The following is a 21,459-nucleotide window of genomic DNA, read 5'->3' on the forward strand; positions in this document are numbered from 1 at the left end:
CAAGTCCCGGATTTCAGTTACGCTTCACTTTGGGAGAACCCCCGACCATTTGCCTGTGAAGGATGCCATGACCCAGGAAAACAAACGCGCCGCCATCATCATCAATCCCGCCAAGCCGGTGGACTTTGATGTCCGGGGCCTGATGGCCAAACACTGCGCAGACGCCGGCTGGGATGAACCCCTGTGGATCGAAACCACCAAGGAGGACCCGGGCGTCGGGCAGGCGAAGGAAGCGCTTGAGCGGGGCGCCGACGTCGTTATTGCTGCCGGCGGCGACGGCACCGTGCGGTGCGTGGCTGAGGTCCTTTCGGGCACGGACACCCCGATGGGGCTGCTGCCGCTGGGCACCGGCAATCTGCTGGCGCGCAACCTCGGGATGGACGTCACCGACATCGAGGGCGCGATGGCGGGTGCCCTGACGGGCGAGGACCGCAAGATCGACGTTGTCCAGGCAGTCCGGAGCGATCCGGAGAAGGAGCAGCTCTTCCTGGTGATGGCGGGCATGGGCTATGACGCCACCATCATGGCGGACACCAACGAGGACCTGAAGGACAAAGTGGGCTGGCTGGCCTATGTGGACGCGGGGATCCGGAACCTTCCGGGAAAACCGGTCAAGGCAAACATCGTCATCGACGGAAAGTCGGTGGCACACCGCCGGGTCCGCAGCGTCATGGTGGGAAACTGCGGCAAGGTCCAGGGCGGCCTGGAAATCTTCCCCGACGCGAAGGTGGACGACGGCCTGCTGGACGTGGTGGTCCTGGCGCCCCGGGGCAAGCTCGGCTGGTTCTCCGTTGTGGCCGGCATGATCGGCAAGGGCAAAGGCCGTGACACGTCCGTGGAGTTCTTCCAGGGAAAAACTGTCGAAATCACGTTTGAACATGCCGACGACTACCAGCTCGACGGCGATCACGAGGGCGACACCAAGTACGTCAACATGACCATGCTTCCCGGTGCGCTGACCGTCCGAATGAACGCGCCGGCCGACGCCTAGCCGGAGGCGCACAACAGACACAAAAGGTTCGACGGCGGCCCGCTCCCAGTGGGCGGGGCCGCCGTCGGTTCTTGCCTGGGCTGCTTTCTGGCTGACTGAATCAGTCCGCCAGCAGCCTGCCCCACCTCGGTGCGAGCAAGGGGGACCCGGCAAGTTTGAGGCAGTGCCACAGCGTCACGGCAACGGAGTCCAGCACCGGAACGCCGGTTTCTGCCTCCACTTCCGCGGCGATATTGGCGCCGTACAGGTTGGTGCAGAGGTAGATCAGTGCATCCGGGCGGGCTGCGGCCAGCTCCAGTGATCCGGGCCGCATCTCATCGTCCGTGACCCGGGCGAACGACTCGTTGTCGCTCAGCCCCAGGGCCCGGTGGCCGATGGTCTTGATGCCGTCCGCCTCGTAGGAGGCCATGATCGCGCGGTTGACGTCCTCCGTGTACGGCGTGAAGAGACTGATCCGTTCCGTGCCGAAGGACTCGAATGCGGCCAGGTAGGCGAGCGTGGACGTGGTGGCCGGGATGCCCGTCGCGTCCATGATTTCCCCGACTAGCTCGCGGTCGTGGTCCGCGCCGAGCCAGGAACCGGACGTGCCGTTCCAGGCGATGACATCAACGTCTGCCGTTGCCAGCAGCTCGGCGGCGGCGCGCATCACAGCGGGATCAAACTGCTTGTCTGAAGAGTCGTCGAGGGCGATCCTGGTGACGGGGATCCGGGTGAAGTGGATGGTGACGTCGTCCCGGCCGCCGAGGATCCGGTAGCTCTGCGGCTCCAGGCAGGTGTTGGAGGACGGCACGATCATGCCGATGCGGGTCTTGCGTGCTGCGGATGGCATGGTGGCTCCTACTTTGCTGCGGAGAGGGTTGCGGGAGTGGCTGCGGCCGAATCCGCGGCGGCACCCGCACCGGACGAGAGGTGCTCGCGGAAGCCGTTGCGGGCCACGAAACGCCCCACGGCGCCTGGATCGTGGAAGCCGTCAGCGTCGAGAACCACCCGTCCGGCGGACACCACGACGGCGGGCCAGCCGGTGAGCGTGCGGCCGTCGAACGGCGAGAAATCAGTGCCCATGTGCAGCGCACCGCCGTCGACCGTCCGTTCTTCGGCGGGGTCGAAGACCACCAGGTCAGCGTCGAAGCCCTCGGCGACGGTCCCCTTGCCGGGGACCGCGTTGATGCGTGCCGGGCCTGCGGAGAAAACTTCCACGAAGGCCTCCACCGAGCTGCCGGCTGAAGCCATGGCTGTGAAGGTGACGGGCATCCGGGTTTCCACCCCCGGAAGGCCGTGCGGCATGGCGCGGACGTCGTCCGTACGTTCACGCTTCTGCGACAGGTCATAGCAGGAGTGGTCCGAGGAGACGGTGTGGATGGCGCCGTCGGCGAGCCGTTCCTTGAGGGCGGCGACGGTTTCGGGGCTGCGCATGGGCGGGCAGCAGGCGTACCACTCCGGGAATGCGGACCCGTAGACGGTGTCATCGAGCGTCAGGTAGTGCGGGCACGTCTCGGAGTAGGCCTCCTGGCCGCGGGCACGGGCCTCGGTGACCAGATCGACGGCGCCCGGGGTTGACTGGTGAACGAAGTACACGGGGGCTTTGGTGTACTCGGCCATTGCCAGGGTTTCCTTGACCGAGATTTCCTCGGCCAGCTCAGGGCGGGTCCGGTGCAGGTGCTCGATGCCGATCCGGCCGTCGTCGGCGTGCTGCTGCGTGCAGTCGCTGATGATGGGGTCGTGTTCGGCGTGGATGTAAGTCAGGCCGTCCAGCCGGACCATCTCGCGCATGACCTTCAGGATGGTGTCCCCGTCCGCCATGGTGGTGCCGCGGTTGGTGGTGTACATCTTCACCGAGCGGACACCTTCGGCTGCCAGCTGCTCCAGCTGCCAGGGCACGGTCTCATCCCAGCTGACAACGGCACCGTGCAGGGCGACGTCGCAGCGGGATTCCAACGCCAGTTCCTTCTTGTGGAGCACGGCCGCCAGCGGGGTTTCCTGGGCGTCGCGGGGAATGCCGAAGTCAATGATTGTGGTGGTGCCGCCCCAGAGTGCTGCCGTGGAGGTGGTGCGGTAGTCGTCCAGGGTCCGGAAGCGTCCGGTTACCTGGGCCACGTGGCAATGGCCGTCCACGCCGCCGGGAACCACCAGCCGGCCGGTGGCGTCGATGGTCCGGGCAGCGGCGGGGACGGGTTCGGTCGCGTCGATGAGTTGGTCGATGCGGCCGTCGCGGACCACCACGTGGGCGTTCCTGCGGCCGAAGCTGTTGACCACGGTGCCGTGGGCGATGACGAGGTCTGGAGTGCGGGACATCATTGTCCTCCTAGTTCGTTGAAGCGGCGTTTGTTGCCGCGGTGTGTGCCGACTGTGCGGCGGCCAGGGCGGCGTCGAGGTTTTCGGAGAGGCCCTTGCGGGCCTTGAGCGGTGGCGGCGCGAAGGCGCCGGCGCGGTGCGGTCCGGACTGCAGTCCGACGACGGCCTCCGCCATGCGGATGCCGGCGGAGATGCCGTCCACCACCGGAACCGGGATCTGTCCCCGGAGTTCGCGGGCCAGGCCGGCGAGGGGCGCACCTGCGAGGATGACGACGTCGGCCCCGTCCTCGGTGACGGCCTGGCGGCTGAGCGCCAGCAGCGTTTCCTTGAAGTCCTGCTGTACGGAACCGATGCCGTTAAGGCTTTCGTTGATGGAGCGGATGGAGGCCAGCCGGCCGCCGAGGCCGAAGCGCTCCACGCAGTCGCGGTACCAGGGCCGGATCCGGTCCGAGATGGCAATGATGGAAAAGCGGTGGCCCTGCAGGGCGGCGGCGCACAGCGCGGCCTCGGTGATGCCGATGACGGGGACGTCCGTGAGTTCCTTCAGTGCGGGCATGCCCGGGTCGCCGAAGGCCGCGACAACGACGCCGTCGATGGGTGCGCCGTCGATAGGTGCGCCGTCCACCTTTCCGGTGTATTCGGCCATCACCTCGGCCACGGCGCCGGCGGCGATCAGGGATTCGAAGCGGGTTTCGATGTATTCGACGCCGTGCCCGGCGGTGCGGACCACCAGTTCGGTGCCCGGTGAGGCGGAGCGCAGGGCTTCCGATTCGATCAGCGCCGTGACGTCGTCGCTGATGTTGGGGTTGATGACAAGGAGTTTCATTTTTTCTTCCGGTGAAGGGCGGGTTCTGTTTTCTGGAAGTCGTCGGGGAACTGTTCGCGGTATTTGCCGATGTGCGACGCCGATTGGGCGGCGGCGCGGTCGGGGTCGCCGCTGGCGATGGCGCCATAGAGCTCCCGGTGTTCCTGGATCAGTTCGGGCAGGTCGCTGACGTGCCGGAACAGCCAGTGCATGCGGCCCTGCAGGGGTTCCAGGGCTGACTTGAGGAAGCCGTTGTCCGCGATCCGGGTGATGGCGTCGTGGAATTCACTGTTGGCCCGGTGCGCCTCCATGACGGCGCCTTTGGCGAGGCATCGTTGGGCATCGTCCAGCAGTCCGTCAAGGTAGGCCAGGTCATCCGGTGTTGCGCGGACGGCGGCCAGCCGGCAGGCCAGCACCTCCAGCGACTGGCGGACGTCGAAGAGATCCTCCACGTCCTTGGGGCTGAGCGAACTGACCTCGGCGCCGCGGGCTCCCCGGTCGCTGAGGAGGCCTTCCTGGCGCAGCATCCGCAGCGCCTCCCGGACCGGCAGCCGCGACACGTTGAACTCGGCTGCAAGGTCTCGTTCAACCAGCCGGGTGCCGGGAGCGTAATGCCCTTCGAAAATCCGCGTGCGGAGCGTGTCCCGGACAGTCTCGCGAAGGGGGCGGTCCTTGTCCTGGGTTTCTTCTGCGGTAAGCATGGTGCTCCATTCGGGTTTTCGTGACGGGTGGTGCGCTCCCGGCGCCGGGAGAGGTGCTGCGGTGCCTAGCTTAGGGCTGCGTGCCCAGGGTCGTGTGCCGGCCGCTTAGACAGGGAGCCGCTTGTTGTAGTCCAGCATCAGGACGGACACGCCCATGATGATGGCGGATCCCACGAAGTACAGCAGTGCCCACGTGTAGGAGCCGGTGGCGCCCACGATCAGGCCGACGGCAATGGGAGTGACGAAGCCGGAGATGTTTCCGCTGAAGTTCATCGCGCCGCCCAGCACACCGGCGTTGGTCCGGCCGCCCAGGATGGACGGGATGCTCCAGAAGAGGCCCACCCAGCGGAGGAAGAACATCACCACGGAGAGGAGTACGACGGCGGTGGTCGGGTCCGCCACGACGGTCACCCCGATGAGGCCGCCCACCACTACGACGCTGGAGATTCCCAGCAGGGTGCGCATGACGCGGTTGGCCGAGGCGCCGGCTGCCCGCCATTTGTCGGCGAGGGTGCCGCCGAGGATCTCGCCGACGAAGCCGGCTCCGAAGATCACGAAGGTGGACCAGCCGATGGTCTTCAGGTCGAAGCCCTTTGCCTGGGCAAGGTAGAGCGGGCCCCAGGTCAGCAGGCCGTAGAACACGCCGTTGAAGCCCAGCCAGCCGAAGCACATGGCCCAGAAGGAGCGGAACTTCAGGTAGGGGAGCAGGGCGCGTTTGCCCTTGCTGCCGTCCAGTTCGGCCTCGGCATCCTCTGCTGCATGGGAGGCCTCGATGTATTCGGCCTCGGCTGCGTTGACGCCGCGGTGCTGGCGAGGGTTGTCCCGGACATACCACCAGACGGCGAGGCCCATAAGCACGGTGGCGGCACCGGCGATGACGAAGGAACTGCGCCAGCTGCCGGTGGCGGCGATCAATCCGGCGATGAGGATGCCGCCCAGCCCGGCGCCGAGGGGAGCTCCGGCGTCGAGGATGGTGGCGCCGCGGCCGCGTTCCGATTTGTGCATCCAGATGGCATTGAGCTTGCCGCCGGCGGGCATGACCCCTGCTTCGGTGATGCCGATGCCAAGCCGGGCGATGAACATGCTCAGGAAGCCGCCGGCCATGCCTGAGGCGGCCGTTGCGGCGCCCCAGCCGACGCAGGAGGCTGTCATGACCTTGCGCGGGCCGAACTTGTCGATCAGCAGGCCGACAGGGATCTGCATGAGGGCGTAGGTCCAGAAGAAGGCCGAGAGCAGGAGGCCCACCAGCTCAGGGGCGAGGTTGAATTCCTTCTGGATGATGGGGAGCGCCACGGAGATGGAGCCCCGGTCGATGTAGTTGACGGCGACGAGGACGAGGAGCAGCAGGAAGAGTTTCCAGCGGACGTTGGTGCGCCGTTGCACGCCGTCCTTGCCGGTCTGGCCTTCGGGGGACTGGACTGTTGGGTCGGTTTCGGTACTGGGGAGGGACACAGCTTCTCCTTCACGGGGAAGATTGCGGGCAGGGGAAAGACTCTGGTGCTGTGGCTGGCCGGGGCCTGATCGGGCGGCGGCCGTACTGTCCGGGCCTGATCTTGGGTCCGCGATGCGGATGGCCAGAGGTCCGGGAGAGTGGTCACTTTTGGGATCCCATTTTGGGATCCCAAAATTAAAGATAGAAGTGACCCCTGCCACTGTCAAGGGTTTTTTCGGCAATGCCCGCCGGGCAGCCTATTTACCGATTGTGACTGCGGGCAGCTACCGGCTGTCGCTATGCGCCAGGATCTCGGCCAGCTCAGCCAGCCGGTGCGCCCGCGCCGATTCTGCGGGCGTAAAGGGCTCACCCGGGCGGTAAAAGGTGATGGGACCGTGCCAGGCCGTCGGGATCTTAAGTACTGTCCCGTCGTCGGCAACGGCCGGGGTTTCTTCGCGGCCCTCCGCGGTCACGGGTACGATCCTCGCCGAAAGCAGCTCGGCGACCGCCAGTGGGAGCTCATCCGGGTTGCCGGCAATCCGCGCGGCAAGGCTCAGCGCCTTGGTCTGGCCGTCCGCCATGGCAAGGGCCGTGGTGGGCCAGAGGTGGGAGTGCCTCCCGCCGCCGTCGCGCAGTGCCTCGAGAATCTCCCGCTCGCCAAGGTGCCCCGGTGCGGACAGGACGAACTCGTCCATGACGCCGCCTGGCACCGGATGGAGGTGGATGCTGAGGATGTTGGTGTCCAGCCGGGCCAAGGCCTCCGTGATCTTTTGAAGCGACCCTGGCTCGTCGCGCAGCACTGTGCGTGCGCGCCACAGGGCCGGTGCAGTGTTCAGCCGCTTGCGGTGCCGGAGGGCAGGAGCGTGCAGCCAGTTCCTCAGCATCCTGGCCGCGGAAGGCTCAGCCACCCAGATCACCAGGACTGTGGCAGTCAGGGTGAGGACGAGGACTTTGGCCACGTACGGGAGGTGCGTTTCCACCACGGCGGCATGGACAAGGAGCTCAATCGGCAGCATGACGGCGATGTTCGCCAGGGTCAACCGGGTTTTTGTGGGTTCCGGCATCTGTCCGCAAACTTCGCAGCTCAAGTCGGCCGATTCGGGTGACTGTGCCTTGCGCTTCATACTCACATCTTGTCCGGGCCCTGTTTCCGCGGCGTTGCAACCGCGTCACGAACGCCAACATCCTTGAAACGGCGCGGTTTTCCGAGTACTTGCTCCGGCCGGAGGAGGGAGGTCCGGCGGGGCCGCCGGACCCTGGACGGCGGCTCGCCCGCAGGTAGGCCCGGGTGTCCCGGGTCATGAGGCGTCACGTAGTTCCCGGCGCCATCACCTAACAAGCCGCTATCCGTCCGAGTAATACCCGTCCATGGCCCCGACGCCATGTGGGCAAAGCCGGGTAGGTGGCCCTCGTGACGGGGACACAGGCCCACGGCTTTTATTGGGGAAGGCATCATCCGGTGCCGCCTACCAATGGTCGGGGGGATAGGCAGTGGCGACGTCGTCTGCTCGCGTATCGCGCTCGTCCTCCATAAATGTGTGGGGGCCGAAATGAGTCAACTGGGCAAGACCAGCCCGTTCGTCATGAAATTCCTCGGGCCCGGGGGAAGTTCCGGGACCGTCGCCAGTCCGCCGCGTGGCGCCGTCGGATCCCCCGCCGGTTCCGCTGCCTCCGCCGGATCCGCCGTCGTCGGGCGTTCCCCCGGAAGCCCGGCAGGGCAACCGGCAGAACGCAAGCTTTCCGGCCGCGAATGGGCCCGTTTCCTGGCCCGCTTCCTCCGCATGACCGACTCCCTGGTAGTAGTTCTTTCGGTGCTGATCGGATACGTGATCCGGTTCGACGGCGGCCACTCCTTTGCGGAAAGCCGGGACAACGCTGTGGGTGCGGTGCTGGCCGCAGGCCTCGTGGTGTTATGGACCGGGGCCCTCCATTTCTATCGGACACGGGACCCGAAGGTCCTTGGCGTCGGTTCCAGTGAATACAAACGCGTTGCCGTTGCCACCACCCGGGTCTTTGGCGTGCTGGCAGTGTTCCTGGTGGTGTTTCGGCTGGAGCCCGCCTGGGCCTTCTACGTCGCGTCGTTTCCCCTGGGTGTCCTGGCTCTTGTGGGGAACCGGTGGTTCACCCGCCGCTGGTACAACCGGAAACAGGCCGACGGCCAGTTCCTGGTAAAGGCAGTAGTCATTGGCCAGCCCGAGGATGTCCGCTACGTATTGGGGCGGATCGCCAAGAAGACCGGTGCGGCCTACGAAATCCTGGGGGTGTCCCTCCCGGGAGCCCGGCGGGGGATGACGCTCGACGTCGACGGGCACCGTGTTCCCGTGCTGTCCTCCACCGATGACGTTGTCCGGACAGTGGGAAAGTGCGGAGCCGAGGCCGTTATTGTGGCGGGCCCGGTGCCGGGAGGCAACCAGTACATCCGGGAGCTGGGCTGGCGGCTGGAGGAGCACTCCGCCGAACTCGTGCTCGCGTCCACGCTGACCAACGTGGCCGGGCCGCGGATTCACTGGCGGCCTGTGGAGGGCCTGCCGCTGATGCACGTGGACGTCCCGCAGTACAGCGGCGGCAAGCATGTCCTCAAGCGGCTGCTGGACATCGCGGGCGCCTCGGTGGCCCTGGTCCTGCTCTCGCCGCTGTTCCTGGTCCTTGCGGTCATCGTCAAGCGCAGCGGTCCGGGACCGGTGTTCTTCAAACAGGAGCGCGTCGGCAAGGCCGGCCGGCCGTTCCGGATGATCAAGTTCCGTTCCATGGTGACCGACGCTGAGGCGTCGCTCGCCGCCCTGATGGCACGCAACGAAGGGGCCGGCGTGCTGTTCAAAATGCAGAACGACCCGCGGGTGACCAGCTGCGGGCGCTGGATGCGCCGCTACTCACTTGATGAGCTGCCCCAGTTCTGGAATGTCCTCACCGGCGAAATGAGCCTGGTGGGACCCCGGCCCCCGCTGCAGCGCGAAGTGGAGGCCTACGAACGGCACACCCACCGGCGGCTGCTCATCAAGCCCGGAATCACCGGCCTCTGGCAGGTCAACGGCCGCTCGGACCTGCCTTGGGATGAGGCAGTGCGGCTCGATCTCTACTACGTCGAAAACTGGTCGATCATGGGGGACGTCATCATCATGTGGCGGACCTTCAAAGCAATGTGCATGCCTGCGGGCGCGTATTAAGTGGAGGGGACAGATATGGAATCGTCACAGGAGTCCTACCGTCGGGACCTTGACCTTATGGCATCCGCCGCACCGCTGCGGGCAGCCGTTATCGGAGCCGGCTACTGGGGGCCTAACCTCGCCCGGAATTTCAACGCGAGCCCCGACTGGAAACTGGCCGCGATCGTGGATATGGACCGCGACCGCGCCGTCAAGCTCGCGGCAGCGAACGGCGGCGTTCCCGTCTGCGAGTCCATCGACGAGCTGCTGGATACGGTCGACGTCGATGCGGTGGCCATTGCCACGCCGGCGCACACCCACCATGGCATCGCCCTGACAGCACTGCGGGCCGGAAAGCACGTGCTGGTGGAAAAGCCCCTGGCCGACAGCAGGGCCAAAGGCGTGGAGATGGTTGAAGAAGCGGAGAACCGCGGGCTGGTCCTGATGGCCGATCATACCTATTGCTACACCCCCGCGGTGCTGAAGATTCGTGAACTGATTGCCGACGGATCCCTGGGCGAGATCCTGTTCATCGACTCGGTGCGGATCAACCTGGGTCTGGTACAGCCCGACGTGGACGTTTTCTGGGACCTTGCTCCGCACGATCTTGCCATCATCGACTTCATCCTGCCGGGCGGCCTCCGTCCGGCGGAAGTGGCGGCCCACGGCGCGGATCCGCTTGGCACCGGGCGGGACTGCGTGGGGCACCTAACGTTTGCCCTGCCGAACGATGCCATGGCGCACGTGCACGTGAACTGGCTCAGCCCCACCAAGATCCGCCAGATGGTGGTGGGCGGCTCGCAACGGACGCTCGTCTGGGATGACCTGAATCCACAGCAACGGCTGAGCGTGTACGACCGCGGCGTCAGTCTGGACCGGAAATACCGTTCTCCCGCTGAGAAGAAGGCCTTCGCCATTTCCTACCGGTTGGGCGACACCTGGTCCCCCGCGCTGCCGGAACATGAGGCCCTTGGCCAGATGGTGGCGGAATTTGCCAGCAGCATCTGGCATCACCGGCCGGCGCGGACCAGCGGGGCATCCGGCCTTCGGGTGCTGTCGGTACTGGAAGCGGTAAGCCGCAGCCTCAGCGGCGACGGACAGTCCGTCCCCGTCACGGGAAACGAAACCCAGCTGGAGGGACGGCGATGAGCATGCTGCAGGGCGCACGGGTCCTGGTCACAGGCGGGGCCGGCACCATCGGATCCACTGTTGTCGACCATCTGATCGCCGCAGGAGTTGAGCGGATAACCGTCCTGGACAACCTGGTCCGCGGCCGCCGCGCCAATCTCGACGAGGCAGCTGCCACGGGCAGGATCGAACTCGTCGAAGGGGACCTGCGCGACCGGGACCTGGTCCATGACCTCACCCGCGGCAAAGACATCGTCTTCCATCAGGCGGCCATCCGGATCACGCAGTGCGCGGAGGAGCCGCGGCTGGCCCTCGAAGTGCTGGTTGACGGCACATTCAATGTGTTTGAAGCGGCAGCCGAGCACGGTGTGGGCAAGCTGGTGGCAGCATCCAGCGCATCGGTCTACGGGATGGCAGAGGATTTCCCCACCACCGAGCGCCACCACCACCACAACAACGACACGTTCTACGGCGCCGCGAAGTCCTTCAACGAGGGAATGGCCCGCAGCTTCCGGGCCATGACAGGCCTGGACTATGTCCTGCTGCGTTACTTCAACGTCTACGGACCCCGGATGGACGTCCATGGCCTCTACACGGAGGTGCTGGTCCGCTGGATGGAGCGCACTGCGGACGGGCAGCCGCCGCTGATTTTCGGGGACGGACGGCAGACCATGGATTTCATCCACACCAGGGACGTCGCCCGCGCCAACATCCTGGCTGCCGGTAGCGGAGTCCGCGAGGGCGTCTACAACGTGGCCAGCGGTGAAGAGACCAGCCTGCTGGAACTTGCCCAAGCACTGTTGAGGGCCATGGACTCCGACCTGCAGGTGGAGCACGGCCCGGACCGCGCCATCAACGGTGTTGTCCGACGCCTTGCCGACACCTCCGCTGCCCGGCTGGACCTCGGTTTCGCGGCTGAAACAGGACTTGAGGAGGGGCTCCGGGAACTCGTGGACTGGTGGCGTCCGCTGCGCGGCGAGATTGCCGCCGCCCGGGTGGGAGGCGTGCGGTGACCGTCAGCCAGGATCAGGCCGTGAGCCGGATCAACGTGATGAAGCCTTGGCTTGGCATCGAGGAAGCGGAGGCGGTCGCTGAGGTGATTGCCTCCGGCTGGGTGGCCCAGGGGCCCCGGGTGGTGCAGTTCGAGGAGGCCTTCGCCGCCACGCAGGAGGCGATGTACGCTGTCGCGGTTTCCAACTGCACCACTGCCCTGCACCTGGCGCTGAAGGTGGCGGGCCTCGGTCCGGGCGACGACGTGGTGGTGCCGTCCTTCTCCTTCATTGCCACCGCCAACGCTGCCGGCTATGTGGGAGCGCGGACGGTGTTCTGCGACGTTGACGAGGAAACCGGCAACGTCTCGGCACAGACTGTCGCCGCCGCCCTGACGCCGGCCACAAAAGCTGTGATCGTGGTGGACCAAGGTGGAATGCCGGTGGATCTGGATCCGATCCGGGCGCTGTGCGACCCACTCGGCATCACGGTGGTGGAGGATTCAGCCTGCGGTGCGGGCTCCACGTACCAGGGCCGTCCCGTCGGCGCCGGCGCCGATTTAGCGGCGTGGTCCTTCCACCCGCGCAAGATCCTGACCACTGGTGAGGGTGGCATGTTGACCACCCGGAACGCCGAGTGGGCGGGCCGTGCGCGAAGGCTGCGTGAACATGCCATGAGCGTCTCGGCCAACGACCGCCATGCTGCCCTCCTGGCCCCGGCGGAGGAGTACCTGGAAGCCGGATTCAACTTCCGGATGACTGACATGCAGGCCGCGGTGGGACTGGTCCAGCTGGGCCGGCTGGCCGAGGCTGTGGCCCGGCGCCGCGAAATAGTGGCCGGGTACCAGTCCGGCCTGGCAAGCGTTGAGGGTTTGCGGCTGGTCCGCGACCCCGCCTACGGCACAAGCAATTTCCAGTCCTTCTGGGTGGAGGTTTTGCCTTCTTTCCCCCTGAACCGCGAGGAACTGCTGGAGCGCATGGCACGCGACGGGATCTCCGCCCGCCGCGGAATCATGGCCGCGCACCGGCAGCCTGCCTACGCGGGCCGGGACACCGGAGACGCCGACTTGTCCGTCACCGAACGCCTGACGGACAACACCCTGATCCTGCCCGTGTACCACCAGCTGACGCCGGGCGAGCAGTCCCGGGTGCTGCGGTCCATCCGGCTGGCAAGCGGGGAGGGAAACCGTGGCTGACCTGATTCTCATCGCAGCCAGCGGGCTCGCCCGCGAAGTCCTAGCCACAGTGCGCGACAGCGGCCAGTTCGATGTTGTGGGCATCCTCGACGACGACCCGGGCAGGGCGGGCACCACGATGGACGGCTCGCACATCCTGGGACCGGTCAGCGACGCGCTCAACTACCCGGACGCGAAGGTGGTGGTCTGCGTCGGAGCAGGCGGCGGGCGGGCCGGGATAGTGGAAAGGCTGGCCGGGCTCGGGTTCCCCGACCGGCGGTACGCCACAGTGGTTGACGCCTCGGTCCGGCTGCCGGAGGGATGCCGGATCGGCCACGGCAACATCCTGCTGGGCCATGTCACCCTGACGGCCGACGTCACCATCGGAAACCACGTGGTGGTGATGCCCGGAGTGACCCTCACCCATGACGATGTGGTGGAGGATTTTGCCACGTTTGCGGCCGGCGTTTCGCTCGGCGGAGGCGTCCGGGTGGGGCGGGCCGCGTATCTCGGCATGAACTCCTGCGTGCGGGAGCGGACGGCCGTCGGCGCCGGTGCCACGGTGGGCATGGGGGCCGTCGTCCTGGCCGACGTTCCGGCCGGAGAAACCTGGGTCGGTGTTCCGGCGCGGGCCGTCAAACGCGCAATGGCGGTGGCCTGATGCGTAGCGCCAAACCCGTCCAGTTTGCCGGTACCTCAGGGGTCACCGTAGTGGTGCCCTGCTACAACTACGGGCATTTCCTGGCTGACGTCGTGCACAGCGCGCTGTCCCAGGAACGCGTTTCAACCAGGGTGATCATCGTGGACGACGCCTCTCCGGACGGGTCGGCTGAGGTTGCCCGCATGCTGGCCGCCGCGGATCCGCGCATAACTGTCGTGTGCCATGAAGTGAACCAGGGCCACATCGCCACGTACAACGACGGCCTGGCGCGCGTAGAGACGGAATTCGTGGCACTCGTTTCTGCAGATGACCTGCTGGCGCCCGGTGCGCTGGGGCGGGCCACGGACTTGATGAAGGCGCATCCGGGAGTAGGCATGGTTTACGGGATGCCCGTGGAATTCAACGACGACGAGGGCGTGCCCGATATCCCGGCTCCCGGCCGGCGAGGCAGCTGGACCGTCTGGCCCGGCGGGGAGTGGTTGCGGTGGGCATGCTGGCGGGGGCGGTGCTTCATCCTCTCCCCGGAAGTCGTCATGCGCACCGACGCCTTGCGCCAAGTGGGTCCGTACAACGCCGAACTGCCGCATTCCGGGGACTTGGAATACTGGGTCAGGACTGCCGCGCGTTGGGATGTCGGCCGGATCAACGGCCCCGCACAGGCCTACTACCGCGTGCACGGGCACAACATGCACCTGACCAGCTTCGACACCATGCAGGTAGACCTGAAGCATCGGCTGGACGCCTTCAATGTGCTGGCCACCGCCGAACTGGCAGCGGAACTGCCTGCTGCTGCCCGGTTGCACAGGATGGCCCGGCACGGAGTCAGCCGGGAGTCGCTCCTGCTGGCGGAACGGAACCTCGACGCGGGTGGCGCCGTTTCCGTGTCCCTGTCCCTCATGGACGTGGCCACGTTGGCCCGCCCGTCGGCGGAGTCCACGCTGCGCGGCAGGGCGCTGCGGTACAGGCTGGTCCGCGCCGGACGGCGTGCCGCGCCTACCGGCTTCCAGGGCATGATCGAAGCCTACCGGCGCCAGGTGGACAGGGTCCGCTGGACCATCTGGCGAAAAGCAGGCATATCGTGAGCGCGCCAGAAAAGGCTGAGGCGGGCCTGGAGACCGTGAGGACTGGTCTCAGGGGCGGGCTTCTGTGGGGCGCCGTGGGAGTCGGCTCAGGCCGTGTGCTGCAATTCGTCACCACCCTGCTCCTTGCCCGAATCCTCGCTCCCGAACACTTCGGCGTTCTCGCCATCGCCCTGGTAGTGCAGACCATCGCCATGAACGTCACGGAGCTGGGTGCCACAGCAGCACTCGGGCGTGCAGACCGCGATCCAGCTGAGATTGCGCCAACCATCTTCACTATCGGCCTGGTGACGAGCGCCGCCATCACGGCTGCGGTCTTTGCCGGCGCACCCTTACTCGCAGGAGCAATGGGTGATCCTTCTGCGGCACCTGTCGTTCAGATCATGGCTTTCACCATCCTCCTGTCCGGCCTGTCCGGAGTGCCCGCCGCCATGGTTTGGCGGAACTACCTCCAACGGCCACGGGCTCTCGTGGAAATCGCGGGTGCGCTGTGCACTCTCGCGCTAGCAATTCCGATGGCATTGGACGGCTGGGGGGCATTCGCTTTGGCCTGGTCGAGGCTTGGCGGGCAACTGCTAACGACCATCGGCTACTGGCGGGTGACGCCCCAGCGTTTCCTGCCGGGGTTCCGGCGCGCCGAGGCTGCCTACGTGCTCCGACTGGGCCTGCCGCTGGCCCTGGCAAACCTCGTTGTCTTTGCCACCTTGAACCTGGACTACGTCATAGTGGGCAGGACCCTCGGCACAGCGCAGCTGGGCGTCTACCTTTTGGCGTTTAACCTTGCGAGCCTGCCCAGCAGCCTCATTACCGCCGTGATCCGTACCGTTGCCATTCCTACGTTCGGCCGTCTCCACAAAGCGGGCATGCTTGCCGGAGCCGCGCCTGCAGCATTCGGGTCCGTGGCCTACCTGGCCCTTCCTGCCTCTGCTCTCCTGGTCGGTCTGTCCGGTCCGCTGATCCATGTTCTCTACGGTGAGGCATGGAGCGCCGCGGCCGCAGCAATGATCGGACTGGGCATTTTTGGGGCCGGCCGCATCCTCACCGAGATGCTGGCTGACCTGTGTGTCGGAGCCGGGCGGACAGTGGGCCTGTTCTGGGTCCAGGTGGTTTGGTTCGTGACGCTGCTCCCGGCACTCCTGGCCGGGGCCCGGTACGGGGGCCTGGCGGGCGTCGGCGCAGGCCAGGCAGCGGTGATCTGGTTTGTCGTGCTGCCGGTCTACTTCCTCGTCGTCCGCCGCACAGTGGGCGCACGGATCGGCGCGATGCTGCTGGTATGCCTGCCCAGGGCTGCTGCCGCCGCCCTGTCCGGGCTGCTGGGATGGATGGTGGCGGGAGCAGTTCGCGAGCCCTTCCTCGCCGTGGTGGCCGGGGGGTTCGCGGGACTTGCGCTGTACGTGCTTCTCACTCGTCGTTATGCCATGCAATCGCTTGCCAGCCTGAAATCCCTTACTGCCGCCAACGCTGCGGGCAACCACGCACAGGCTGGCGACGCTGAGTCACTGAAACTAAGGAGCGGAACATGACCTTTCCGACGGACATACGAGTCCCCTTGGTGGACCTCGTCGCTCAGCAGGCGGAAATCCACGACGAACTGGCCCCCCAGTTGCAGGACATCCTGCAGCGAGCCGCCTTCATTGGGGGGAAGGAGGTTGAGCTGTTCGAGCAGCAGTACGCTGATTTTCTCGGGGCCCGCCACTGCATAGGCGTCGGAAACGGCACGGATGCGCTGGAACTCGCGCTATTGGGCGCAGGCGTCCGGCCCGGGCAGGAAGTGATCGTCCCGGCGAACACTTTCATCGCGAGTGTGGAAGCTGTAGTACGCGTGGGTGCCGTGCCCGTCCTTGCGGATGTGGACGAAGAGCATCTACTGCTGGATCCGGAATCGGTCCGGCGCCGCGTGACCGGCAGCACCGCAGCCATCCTTCCTGTGCATCTTTTTGGCCAGGTTGCCCCTGTGGAGCGGCTGACCCCTATCGCCGAAGAGTGCGGCGCGGTGATCATTGAGGATGCCGCGCAGGCGCAGGGCGCGGCACGGTTCGGCCGGCCCGCGGGCACGCTGGGCCACATAGCGGCCACCAGCTTCTACCCGGGAAAGAACCTTGGTGCCGCAGGTGACGCCGGTGCAGTCATCACCGACGACGACGATGCCGCCCGCCTGGTCCGGCTGCTTGGCGCGCACGGCAGCGAACGCAAATACGAGCACGAGGTGATGGGGTGCAACTCGCGGCTGGACACCATCCAGGCCGCGGTGCTGTTGACCAAACTCAAGCGGCTCCATGCCTGGAACGAAATGCGCTGCCAGGCTGCAGCGCGGTACCAGGAGCTGCTGGCGGATGTGGAAGGTGTCCGGCTGCCCCGATCTGCACCGGGGAACTCGGACGTATGGCACCTTTTCGTCGTCAGGCTTGAGAACCGGGACCGGGTTGCGGCAGACATGCAGCAGTCGGGAGTGTCCACCGGCGTTCACTACCCGGTCCCGGTCCATCGTACTGAAGCTTGGCAGAAGCTGGGGCTGGAATCCGGCAGCTTTCCGGTTGCCGAGGCGGCGTCCCGTCGGATCCTGTCGCTGCCCCTCTACCCGCACATCACCGTCAGTCAGCAGGAGCACGTCGTGGCGAGCCTGCGGAATGCCATGACAGGGGCAAATCGATGAGCGCCATCGATATTCGCGAAGTGCTGGCGCGGGCCAGAGCTAGAGGGCTGAAGGAAACATCCAAGCGAGCGGTTCGCCGGGTTTACCACAGCCTGGAGCAGCGACTCGACCTTCGTTCCTTGGACTTCCCATTGGAAGCCGGTGACATAGCCAGCCCGGCAGTTGGGCGTGCTTCAGAGCGAACCCCCTTAGCTGAGTCCCAAGCCATCGGATGGATCTGCACGCCCCCGGGGGCCGGATCGGGCGGCCATACGACGTTCTTCCGGATGGTGCGGGGCATGGAAGAACGCGGGCACCGCTGCACAGTTCTGTTGTATGACCGGCACGGAGGAGAGCTGGACAGGCAACGGGCGCTGATCAGGGCCAACTGGCCGGAGTTAGAGGCCGATATCAAGGCAGTCCCGGCCAATCTCGATAGTTTTGATTCTTGTGTTGCCAGTTCCTGGGACACCGCCCATGTGTTGGCTTCACGGATAGCCGCGGGCTCTGTGACCAGGCCGTTCTACTTCATCCAGGACTACGAACCATACTTCTACGCCCGTGGCTCACTTTACGCCCTGGCTGAGGACAGCTACCGCTTCGGTTTCACACACATCGCATTAGGGCAGTTCGTCGCAGGCGCCTTGCGCCGCGAAGCAGGCGTGGACTCCGAAGTCATCCCTTTTGGGAGCGACTTGTCTGCCTACCGCTTGATCAGTTCACGGCAACGCTCGGGCATCGTCTTCTTTGCCCGCCCGGACACGGACAGGCGCGGCTATGACTTGGGGCGGCTGGCGCTGCAGGAGTTTCACGCCCTTCACCCGGCCCAGGAGATCCACATTTATGGTTCCCGCGTCCGGGGTTGGGGTATTCCCCTCACCCAGCACGGGACGCTGACCGCACGCGGACTGAACGAGCTATACAACCGCACCATTACGGGCCTTGCCCTCTCCTTCACCAACATCACCCTGGTGGCTGCCGAGATGCTGGCCGCGGGAAATATAGCGGTTCTCAATGACCACGAGTTCTCCCGTCAGGTCCTGACCAACCCCGAAGCAGTATGGGCGGCACCCTCGCCTTCACAGCTGGCCCGCGCGCTTGGCTCAGTCGTAACGGATCCGCATCGGGCTGATCGCTCCATACGCGCTGCCTCCCATACGGGACCAAGCTGGGCAGGGGCGCAGGCCGAGGTCGCGCGAATTATTGCAGGTGGGGCCTCGTGAAAGATCTGACCTCTGCTACGTCGGTTCCGACAGTTGGCCCCACTGCGCCCGCCGCACGGGTTGAATGGCTTGATGGTCTCCGGGCCCTGGCCGCAGTGTTTGTCGTGCTCCACCACTGTTGGCTTTTGAGCTACGGGGGCTACCCCGGAAACAACGGTCCCTGGCTGACTGACTGGATGGTCTATGGTCACCTGGCGGTCTCGGTCTTCATTGTGGTCTCCGGTTTTTCGTTGACATTGTCACCAGCCAGTCATGGAATGCGTCTCAAGGATGGCGCCTGGAAGTTTTTTGGCCGGCGATTCTGGCGAATAGTCCCCCCATACTGGGCTGCCCTAGCCATTTCTGTTGTGTTGATCCTGACCGGTCTAATCAGTTCCCCGACTGGCACCCCCCTGACTGCGGGAGACATCCTCGTTCATTTTCTGCTGGTGCAGGACGCCATCGGAAGCACGCCCCCGAACGGGGTTTTCTGGTCAATCGCCGTTGAATGGCACATCTATTTTCTGTTTCCGCTGGTGCTTCTGTGCTTCAGACGGTACAGGACAGCGGTCGCCGTGATCGCGGTGGCTCTGCTGGCTATTGCTCAGCATGTGGCGGGCCAGTTCATTCCGGAAATCGGTGCATTGGACCGGTTCACGCCGGCGTTCCTGGTGCTGTTTGTGGCCGGCGCGGCCGCAGCGAGGTTGTCCCGGCGCGGACTCTTGGCGACTCCCAGCGTCATCCTCGCGGCGGTCCTGATTCTGGGATTCGTCGCGGCCGCAACGCTGGCTGGTTCTGTGTGGGTTGTCTCGCAGTATTTTTGGATGGATCTCGTTGTGGGCGGCGCCGCGGCCGCATTGTTCAACGCCCTAGCCCAGGGCCGTTTGGCATGGCTGATCCGACTACTGGCCGCGCGGCCTCTGGCATTCACCGGAGAATTCGCTTTCAGCATCTACCTCGTCCACGCCCTGGCTCTTGAACTATTACGCCGCTATGTTGTGCAGCCCGCCGGCCTTAGCGGTGCCCCGGCGTTCTGGATCCTCCTGGCGGTGGGTATTCCGGCTTCCCTTTTGGCCGCCTACGCGTTCTTTCTCGCATGCGAACGGCCGTTCTTGACAATCCGCAGCGTCCCGCAGTTGGCGAGGGCACTCAAACGAGCCGTCCGCCACCAGGGTGGCCGCGGCACCGGAGGTAGCAGGGTCGATGACGCTCACAACACGAAAGGGGCAGTCCGATGAATACGATCGCGATCCTTACGCCATCGTTCAGGCCCGACTACGAGCGTTTTGTCCGGTTGCATCAATCGGTGCTGGAATTCACCGCGGAGTCTGTTGTCCATCACGTGATTGTCCCTCGCCGGGACCTTGAGCTGTTCCGTTCATTGGCATCGCCCCGGCTGCGCGTGTGGGCTGAGGCCGACTTCCTGCCAGACGGGTTTATTCCTACCGCCGGACTGGCCGCCGCGGTCAAGCGGGTTCGAATCCTGCCAGCTATGTTGCGGTTCAGCGCGCTGAATCTTCGCCGGCCGTGGCCTCCTGTTCGCGGGTGGGTCCTTCAACAGATTCTGAAGCTGTCTGCCGCAAGGCAACTGGGCTGCGGGGCCGTGGTAATCATCGACTCCGACGTTGAACTCCTACGGACGATGTCCACGGATCTGTTCTTCAAGGACGGCACGGTGCGTTTGTACGAAAAGCCGGATGCCGTCACGGATGACATGGGCCGTCACGTGTTGTGGACACGGACCGCTCACAAGCTCTTGGGGCTGCCGGCCCCGGAACCCGGGGCCCGCCCGGATTACGTGGCTGGCATCGTCACGTGGGACCCCGAGCTGCTCACCGGCTGTCTGGCTCGGATTGAAGCAGTTACGGGAACGCCGTGGGCAACGGCTGTCGGAGCCCAGCTCCACATCAGTGAGTTCATTCTTTACGGTACTTACGTTCAGCACTTTGGAACCGAGCAGCAACGCTCCTTCGTCGAACCTTCCAACCTGTGCCACAGCTATTGGGAGGGCGGCCCTTTGACGGGAGGCCGGCTGGAGGACTTCATTGCGCGATTCGGGAGCTCAGATATCGCCGTCCAGATCCAGTCCAACTCCGGTACATCAAATTCAACCACCCGTCATGTGCTGGACGAGCTGCGGACGGAGATCAATCGATGAAAGGGACGGCGCGCCGCTGGATACTGCTCACGCTACTGGCCCTGTACGCAACAGTCTTGGCCTGCACAGGGTTCTGGCCTACGCCGGTGGACCGGCCCCTGGTGACTTTCGTAAATGAGGTCTTGTCAGCACTGCAGAAATATGACCTAACGTCGGATATTCGCTATGGACACGTGGAAAGTGCCGCCAACGTCGTTCTGTTTGTGCCGCTGGGAGTTTTTGTCGCATTGCTCTTGCCGGCACGCCGGTGGTGGCTCGCGGTCGCAGTCGGCTTGGTTTGTTCCGCCGGGATGGAAACCATCCAATTCTTGGTGCTGAGCGAGCGCCATGCGGGGCTGAGGGATGTGGCCAACAACACGCTGGGTGCACTGCTCGGGGCGCTGGCCACCGTGCCAGCACGCCCGCCGCGCAATTTGACCCGAGTGACTCCGGCCGCGGCCGGCTCAGTGATTCCTGGAAGGAACAGTATGATCACCATCGCCCCATCGGCAGACGTGGCAGAGTCCGCCAGCATCGGAGACGGATCCCGGGTCTGGCATTTGGCGCAGATTAGGGAACAGGCCACCCTGGGCAGCAACTGTAATATCGGCCGCGGCGCCTACGTTGGGCCTGCCGTTCGGCTTGGGGACAACTGCAAGCTCCAAAACTACGCACTCGTCTATGAACCGGCGCGGCTGTCCGACGGTGTCTTTATTGGGCCTGCCGCCGTGCTCACCAACGACCTGCACCCGCGGGCAATCACACCCGACGGAACGCTTAAGGGAGCCGACGACTGGGTGGCCGTCGGCGTTACCGTCGGCAAAGGCGCGTCCGTCGGAGCCCGCGCCGTCTGTATCGCACCCATCGCCATCGGCGAGTGGGCTACCGTCGCCGCTGGCGCCGTCGTCACCAGGGATGTCCCGGCCTATGCCGTGGTGGCTGGCGTGCCGGCACGCCAAATGGGCTGGGTGGGCGAAGCGGGCCACCCGCTCAAGCAGGACGACGGCGGCAGTTGGCTCTGCCCGGTCACTGGCCGGCGTTACCTCGAAACCAACGGGCAGCTCGTGCCCGCGCAAACGAACTGAGGGGGCG

General features: G+C 65.5%; 19 protein-coding genes and 1 pseudogene. 14 read left to right on the forward strand and 6 right to left on the reverse strand.

Features of this window, described 5'->3' with window-relative positions; all coding sequences use genetic code 11:
• Positions 1 to 67: 67 nt before the first annotated feature.
• Positions 68 to 991 carry a diacylglycerol/lipid kinase family protein gene (locus tag BS38_RS0114230; RefSeq protein ID WP_028271426.1) on the forward strand — a complete coding sequence of 308 codons (924 nt, stop codon included), beginning with the start codon at positions 68 to 70 and terminating at the stop codon, positions 989 to 991.
• 100 nt (positions 992 to 1,091) lie between these two features.
• On the opposite strand, the gene BS38_RS0114235 is transcribed toward BS38_RS0114230, so the two are convergent.
• From BS38_RS0114235 to BS38_RS0114260, 6 genes are all read right to left on the reverse strand, one after another.
• Positions 1,092 to 1,820 carry a maleate cis-trans isomerase family protein gene (locus BS38_RS0114235; RefSeq protein WP_028271427.1) on the reverse strand — a complete coding sequence of 243 codons (729 nt, stop codon included), beginning with the start codon at positions 1,818 to 1,820 and terminating at the stop codon, positions 1,092 to 1,094.
• Between the two features lie 8 nt (positions 1,821 to 1,828).
• Positions 1,829 to 3,283, reverse strand: a complete 1,455-nt coding sequence (locus tag BS38_RS0114240) for an amidohydrolase family protein (protein WP_028271428.1) — start codon at positions 3,281 to 3,283, stop codon at positions 1,829 to 1,831.
• Between the two features lie 10 nt (positions 3,284 to 3,293).
• Positions 3,294 to 4,109, reverse strand: coding sequence for an aspartate/glutamate racemase family protein (locus BS38_RS0114245; protein WP_028271429.1), 816 nt, complete (start codon positions 4,107 to 4,109; stop codon positions 3,294 to 3,296).
• Positions 4,106 to 4,789, reverse strand: coding sequence for a GntR family transcriptional regulator (locus BS38_RS0114250; protein ID WP_028271430.1), 684 nt, complete (start codon positions 4,787 to 4,789; stop codon positions 4,106 to 4,108). The genes BS38_RS0114245 and BS38_RS0114250 overlap by 4 nt, the downstream gene beginning before the upstream one ends.
• A 105-nt stretch (positions 4,790 to 4,894) precedes the next feature.
• The gene (locus BS38_RS0114255) at positions 4,895 to 6,241 is read right to left on the reverse strand and encodes an MFS transporter (RefSeq protein ID WP_028271431.1); all 1,347 of its coding nucleotides are present in this window, start codon (positions 6,239 to 6,241) and stop codon (positions 4,895 to 4,897) included.
• 264 nt (positions 6,242 to 6,505) lie between these two features.
• Positions 6,506 to 7,345 carry an ACT domain-containing protein gene (locus BS38_RS0114260; protein ID WP_043438729.1) on the reverse strand — a complete coding sequence of 280 codons (840 nt, stop codon included), beginning with the start codon at positions 7,343 to 7,345 and terminating at the stop codon, positions 6,506 to 6,508.
• 426 nt (positions 7,346 to 7,771) lie between these two features.
• Between BS38_RS0114260 and BS38_RS0114265 the strand changes: the two genes are divergently transcribed.
• The 13 genes and pseudogenes from BS38_RS0114265 to BS38_RS27630 all read left to right on the forward strand — a co-directional run bounded on the left by BS38_RS0114265 (position 7,772) and on the right by BS38_RS27630 (position 21,452).
• Complete coding sequence (locus BS38_RS0114265; protein WP_043438731.1) at positions 7,772 to 9,385, forward strand: sugar transferase; 1,614 nt, start codon at positions 7,772 to 7,774, stop codon at positions 9,383 to 9,385.
• Positions 9,386 to 9,400: 15 nt separating this feature from the next.
• The gene (locus BS38_RS0114270; protein WP_028271434.1) at positions 9,401 to 10,513 is read left to right on the forward strand and encodes a Gfo/Idh/MocA family protein; all 1,113 of its coding nucleotides are present in this window, start codon (positions 9,401 to 9,403) and stop codon (positions 10,511 to 10,513) included.
• A complete protein-coding gene (locus BS38_RS0114275; protein ID WP_028271435.1) occupies positions 10,510 to 11,505 on the forward strand; it encodes an NAD-dependent epimerase/dehydratase family protein in 996 nt (331 codons plus the stop codon). Before BS38_RS0114270 ends, BS38_RS0114275 begins: the two co-directional genes overlap by 4 nt.
• Complete coding sequence (locus BS38_RS0114280) at positions 11,502 to 12,677, forward strand: DegT/DnrJ/EryC1/StrS family aminotransferase (protein WP_028271436.1); 1,176 nt, start codon at positions 11,502 to 11,504, stop codon at positions 12,675 to 12,677. The genes BS38_RS0114275 and BS38_RS0114280 overlap by 4 nt, the downstream gene beginning before the upstream one ends.
• Complete coding sequence (locus tag BS38_RS0114285) at positions 12,670 to 13,317, forward strand: NeuD/PglB/VioB family sugar acetyltransferase (protein WP_028271437.1); 648 nt, start codon at positions 12,670 to 12,672, stop codon at positions 13,315 to 13,317. Before BS38_RS0114280 ends, BS38_RS0114285 begins: the two co-directional genes overlap by 8 nt.
• A complete protein-coding gene (locus BS38_RS0114290; RefSeq protein ID WP_051628917.1) occupies positions 13,317 to 14,399 on the forward strand; it encodes a glycosyltransferase family 2 protein in 1,083 nt (360 codons plus the stop codon). The genes BS38_RS0114285 and BS38_RS0114290 overlap by 1 nt, the downstream gene beginning before the upstream one ends.
• Complete coding sequence (locus BS38_RS0114295; RefSeq protein ID WP_197024951.1) at positions 14,396 to 15,919, forward strand: lipopolysaccharide biosynthesis protein; 1,524 nt, start codon at positions 14,396 to 14,398, stop codon at positions 15,917 to 15,919. The genes BS38_RS0114290 and BS38_RS0114295 overlap by 4 nt, the downstream gene beginning before the upstream one ends.
• Positions 15,916 to 17,049, forward strand: coding sequence for a DegT/DnrJ/EryC1/StrS family aminotransferase (locus BS38_RS0114300; RefSeq protein ID WP_043438733.1), 1,134 nt, complete (start codon positions 15,916 to 15,918; stop codon positions 17,047 to 17,049). Before BS38_RS0114295 ends, BS38_RS0114300 begins: the two co-directional genes overlap by 4 nt.
• Positions 17,046 to 18,251, forward strand: coding sequence for a rhamnosyltransferase WsaF family glycosyltransferase (locus tag BS38_RS0114305; protein WP_028271441.1), 1,206 nt, complete (start codon positions 17,046 to 17,048; stop codon positions 18,249 to 18,251). Before BS38_RS0114300 ends, BS38_RS0114305 begins: the two co-directional genes overlap by 4 nt.
• Complete coding sequence (locus BS38_RS25175) at positions 18,248 to 19,468, forward strand: acyltransferase family protein (protein ID WP_197024952.1); 1,221 nt, start codon at positions 18,248 to 18,250, stop codon at positions 19,466 to 19,468. Before BS38_RS0114305 ends, BS38_RS25175 begins: the two co-directional genes overlap by 4 nt.
• Positions 19,465 to 20,388: a DUF6492 family protein gene (locus BS38_RS25180; RefSeq protein ID WP_051628919.1), complete on the forward strand. Its 924-nt coding sequence runs from the start codon at positions 19,465 to 19,467 to the stop codon at positions 20,386 to 20,388. Before BS38_RS25175 ends, BS38_RS25180 begins: the two co-directional genes overlap by 4 nt.
• Positions 20,385 to 20,762 (forward strand): annotated as a pseudogene (locus BS38_RS27960) (VanZ family protein); the annotation flags it as partial. The gene BS38_RS25180 and the pseudogene BS38_RS27960, both read left to right, overlap by 4 nt.
• 93 nt (positions 20,763 to 20,855) lie before the next feature.
• Complete coding sequence (locus tag BS38_RS27630) at positions 20,856 to 21,452, forward strand: acyltransferase (protein WP_028271442.1); 597 nt, start codon at positions 20,856 to 20,858, stop codon at positions 21,450 to 21,452.
• Positions 21,453 to 21,459 lie beyond the last annotated feature (7 nt).

Origin of the sequence: Arthrobacter sp. UNC362MFTsu5.1, assembly GCF_000685965.1 — a bacterium.
Taxonomy (GTDB): domain Bacteria; phylum Actinomycetota; class Actinomycetes; order Actinomycetales; family Micrococcaceae; genus Arthrobacter.

Excerpts from the sequence above, each read along its gene's own strand:
- BS38_RS0114245 (WP_028271429.1), bottom strand. The coding sequence starts at position 4,109 with ATGAAACTCCTTGTCATCAACCCCAACATCAGCGACGACGTCACGGCG.
- BS38_RS0114235 (WP_028271427.1), bottom strand. The coding sequence starts at position 1,820 with ATGCCATCCGCAGCACGCAAGACCCGCATCGGCATGATCGTGCCGTCC.
- BS38_RS0114250 (WP_028271430.1), bottom strand. The coding sequence starts at position 4,789 with ATGCTTACCGCAGAAGAAACCCAGGACAAGGACCGCCCCCTTCGCGAG.
- BS38_RS0114300 (WP_043438733.1), top strand. The coding sequence starts at position 15,916 with ATGACCTTTCCGACGGACATACGAGTCCCCTTGGTGGACCTCGTCGCT.
- BS38_RS0114270 (WP_028271434.1), top strand. The coding sequence starts at position 9,401 with ATGGAATCGTCACAGGAGTCCTACCGTCGGGACCTTGACCTTATGGCA.
- BS38_RS0114275 (WP_028271435.1), top strand. The coding sequence starts at position 10,510 with ATGAGCATGCTGCAGGGCGCACGGGTCCTGGTCACAGGCGGGGCCGGC.
- BS38_RS0114240 (WP_028271428.1), bottom strand. The coding sequence starts at position 3,283 with ATGTCCCGCACTCCAGACCTCGTCATCGCCCACGGCACCGTGGTCAAC.
- BS38_RS27630 (WP_028271442.1), top strand. The coding sequence starts at position 20,856 with ATGATCACCATCGCCCCATCGGCAGACGTGGCAGAGTCCGCCAGCATC.
- BS38_RS0114260 (WP_043438729.1), bottom strand. The coding sequence starts at position 7,345 with ATGAAGCGCAAGGCACAGTCACCCGAATCGGCCGACTTGAGCTGCGAA.
- BS38_RS0114265 (WP_043438731.1), top strand. The coding sequence starts at position 7,772 with ATGAGTCAACTGGGCAAGACCAGCCCGTTCGTCATGAAATTCCTCGGG.
- BS38_RS25180 (WP_051628919.1), top strand. The coding sequence starts at position 19,465 with ATGAATACGATCGCGATCCTTACGCCATCGTTCAGGCCCGACTACGAG.
- BS38_RS0114305 (WP_028271441.1), top strand. The coding sequence starts at position 17,046 with ATGAGCGCCATCGATATTCGCGAAGTGCTGGCGCGGGCCAGAGCTAGA.
- BS38_RS0114290 (WP_051628917.1), top strand. The coding sequence starts at position 13,317 with ATGCGTAGCGCCAAACCCGTCCAGTTTGCCGGTACCTCAGGGGTCACC.
- BS38_RS0114230 (WP_028271426.1), top strand. The coding sequence starts at position 68 with ATGACCCAGGAAAACAAACGCGCCGCCATCATCATCAATCCCGCCAAG.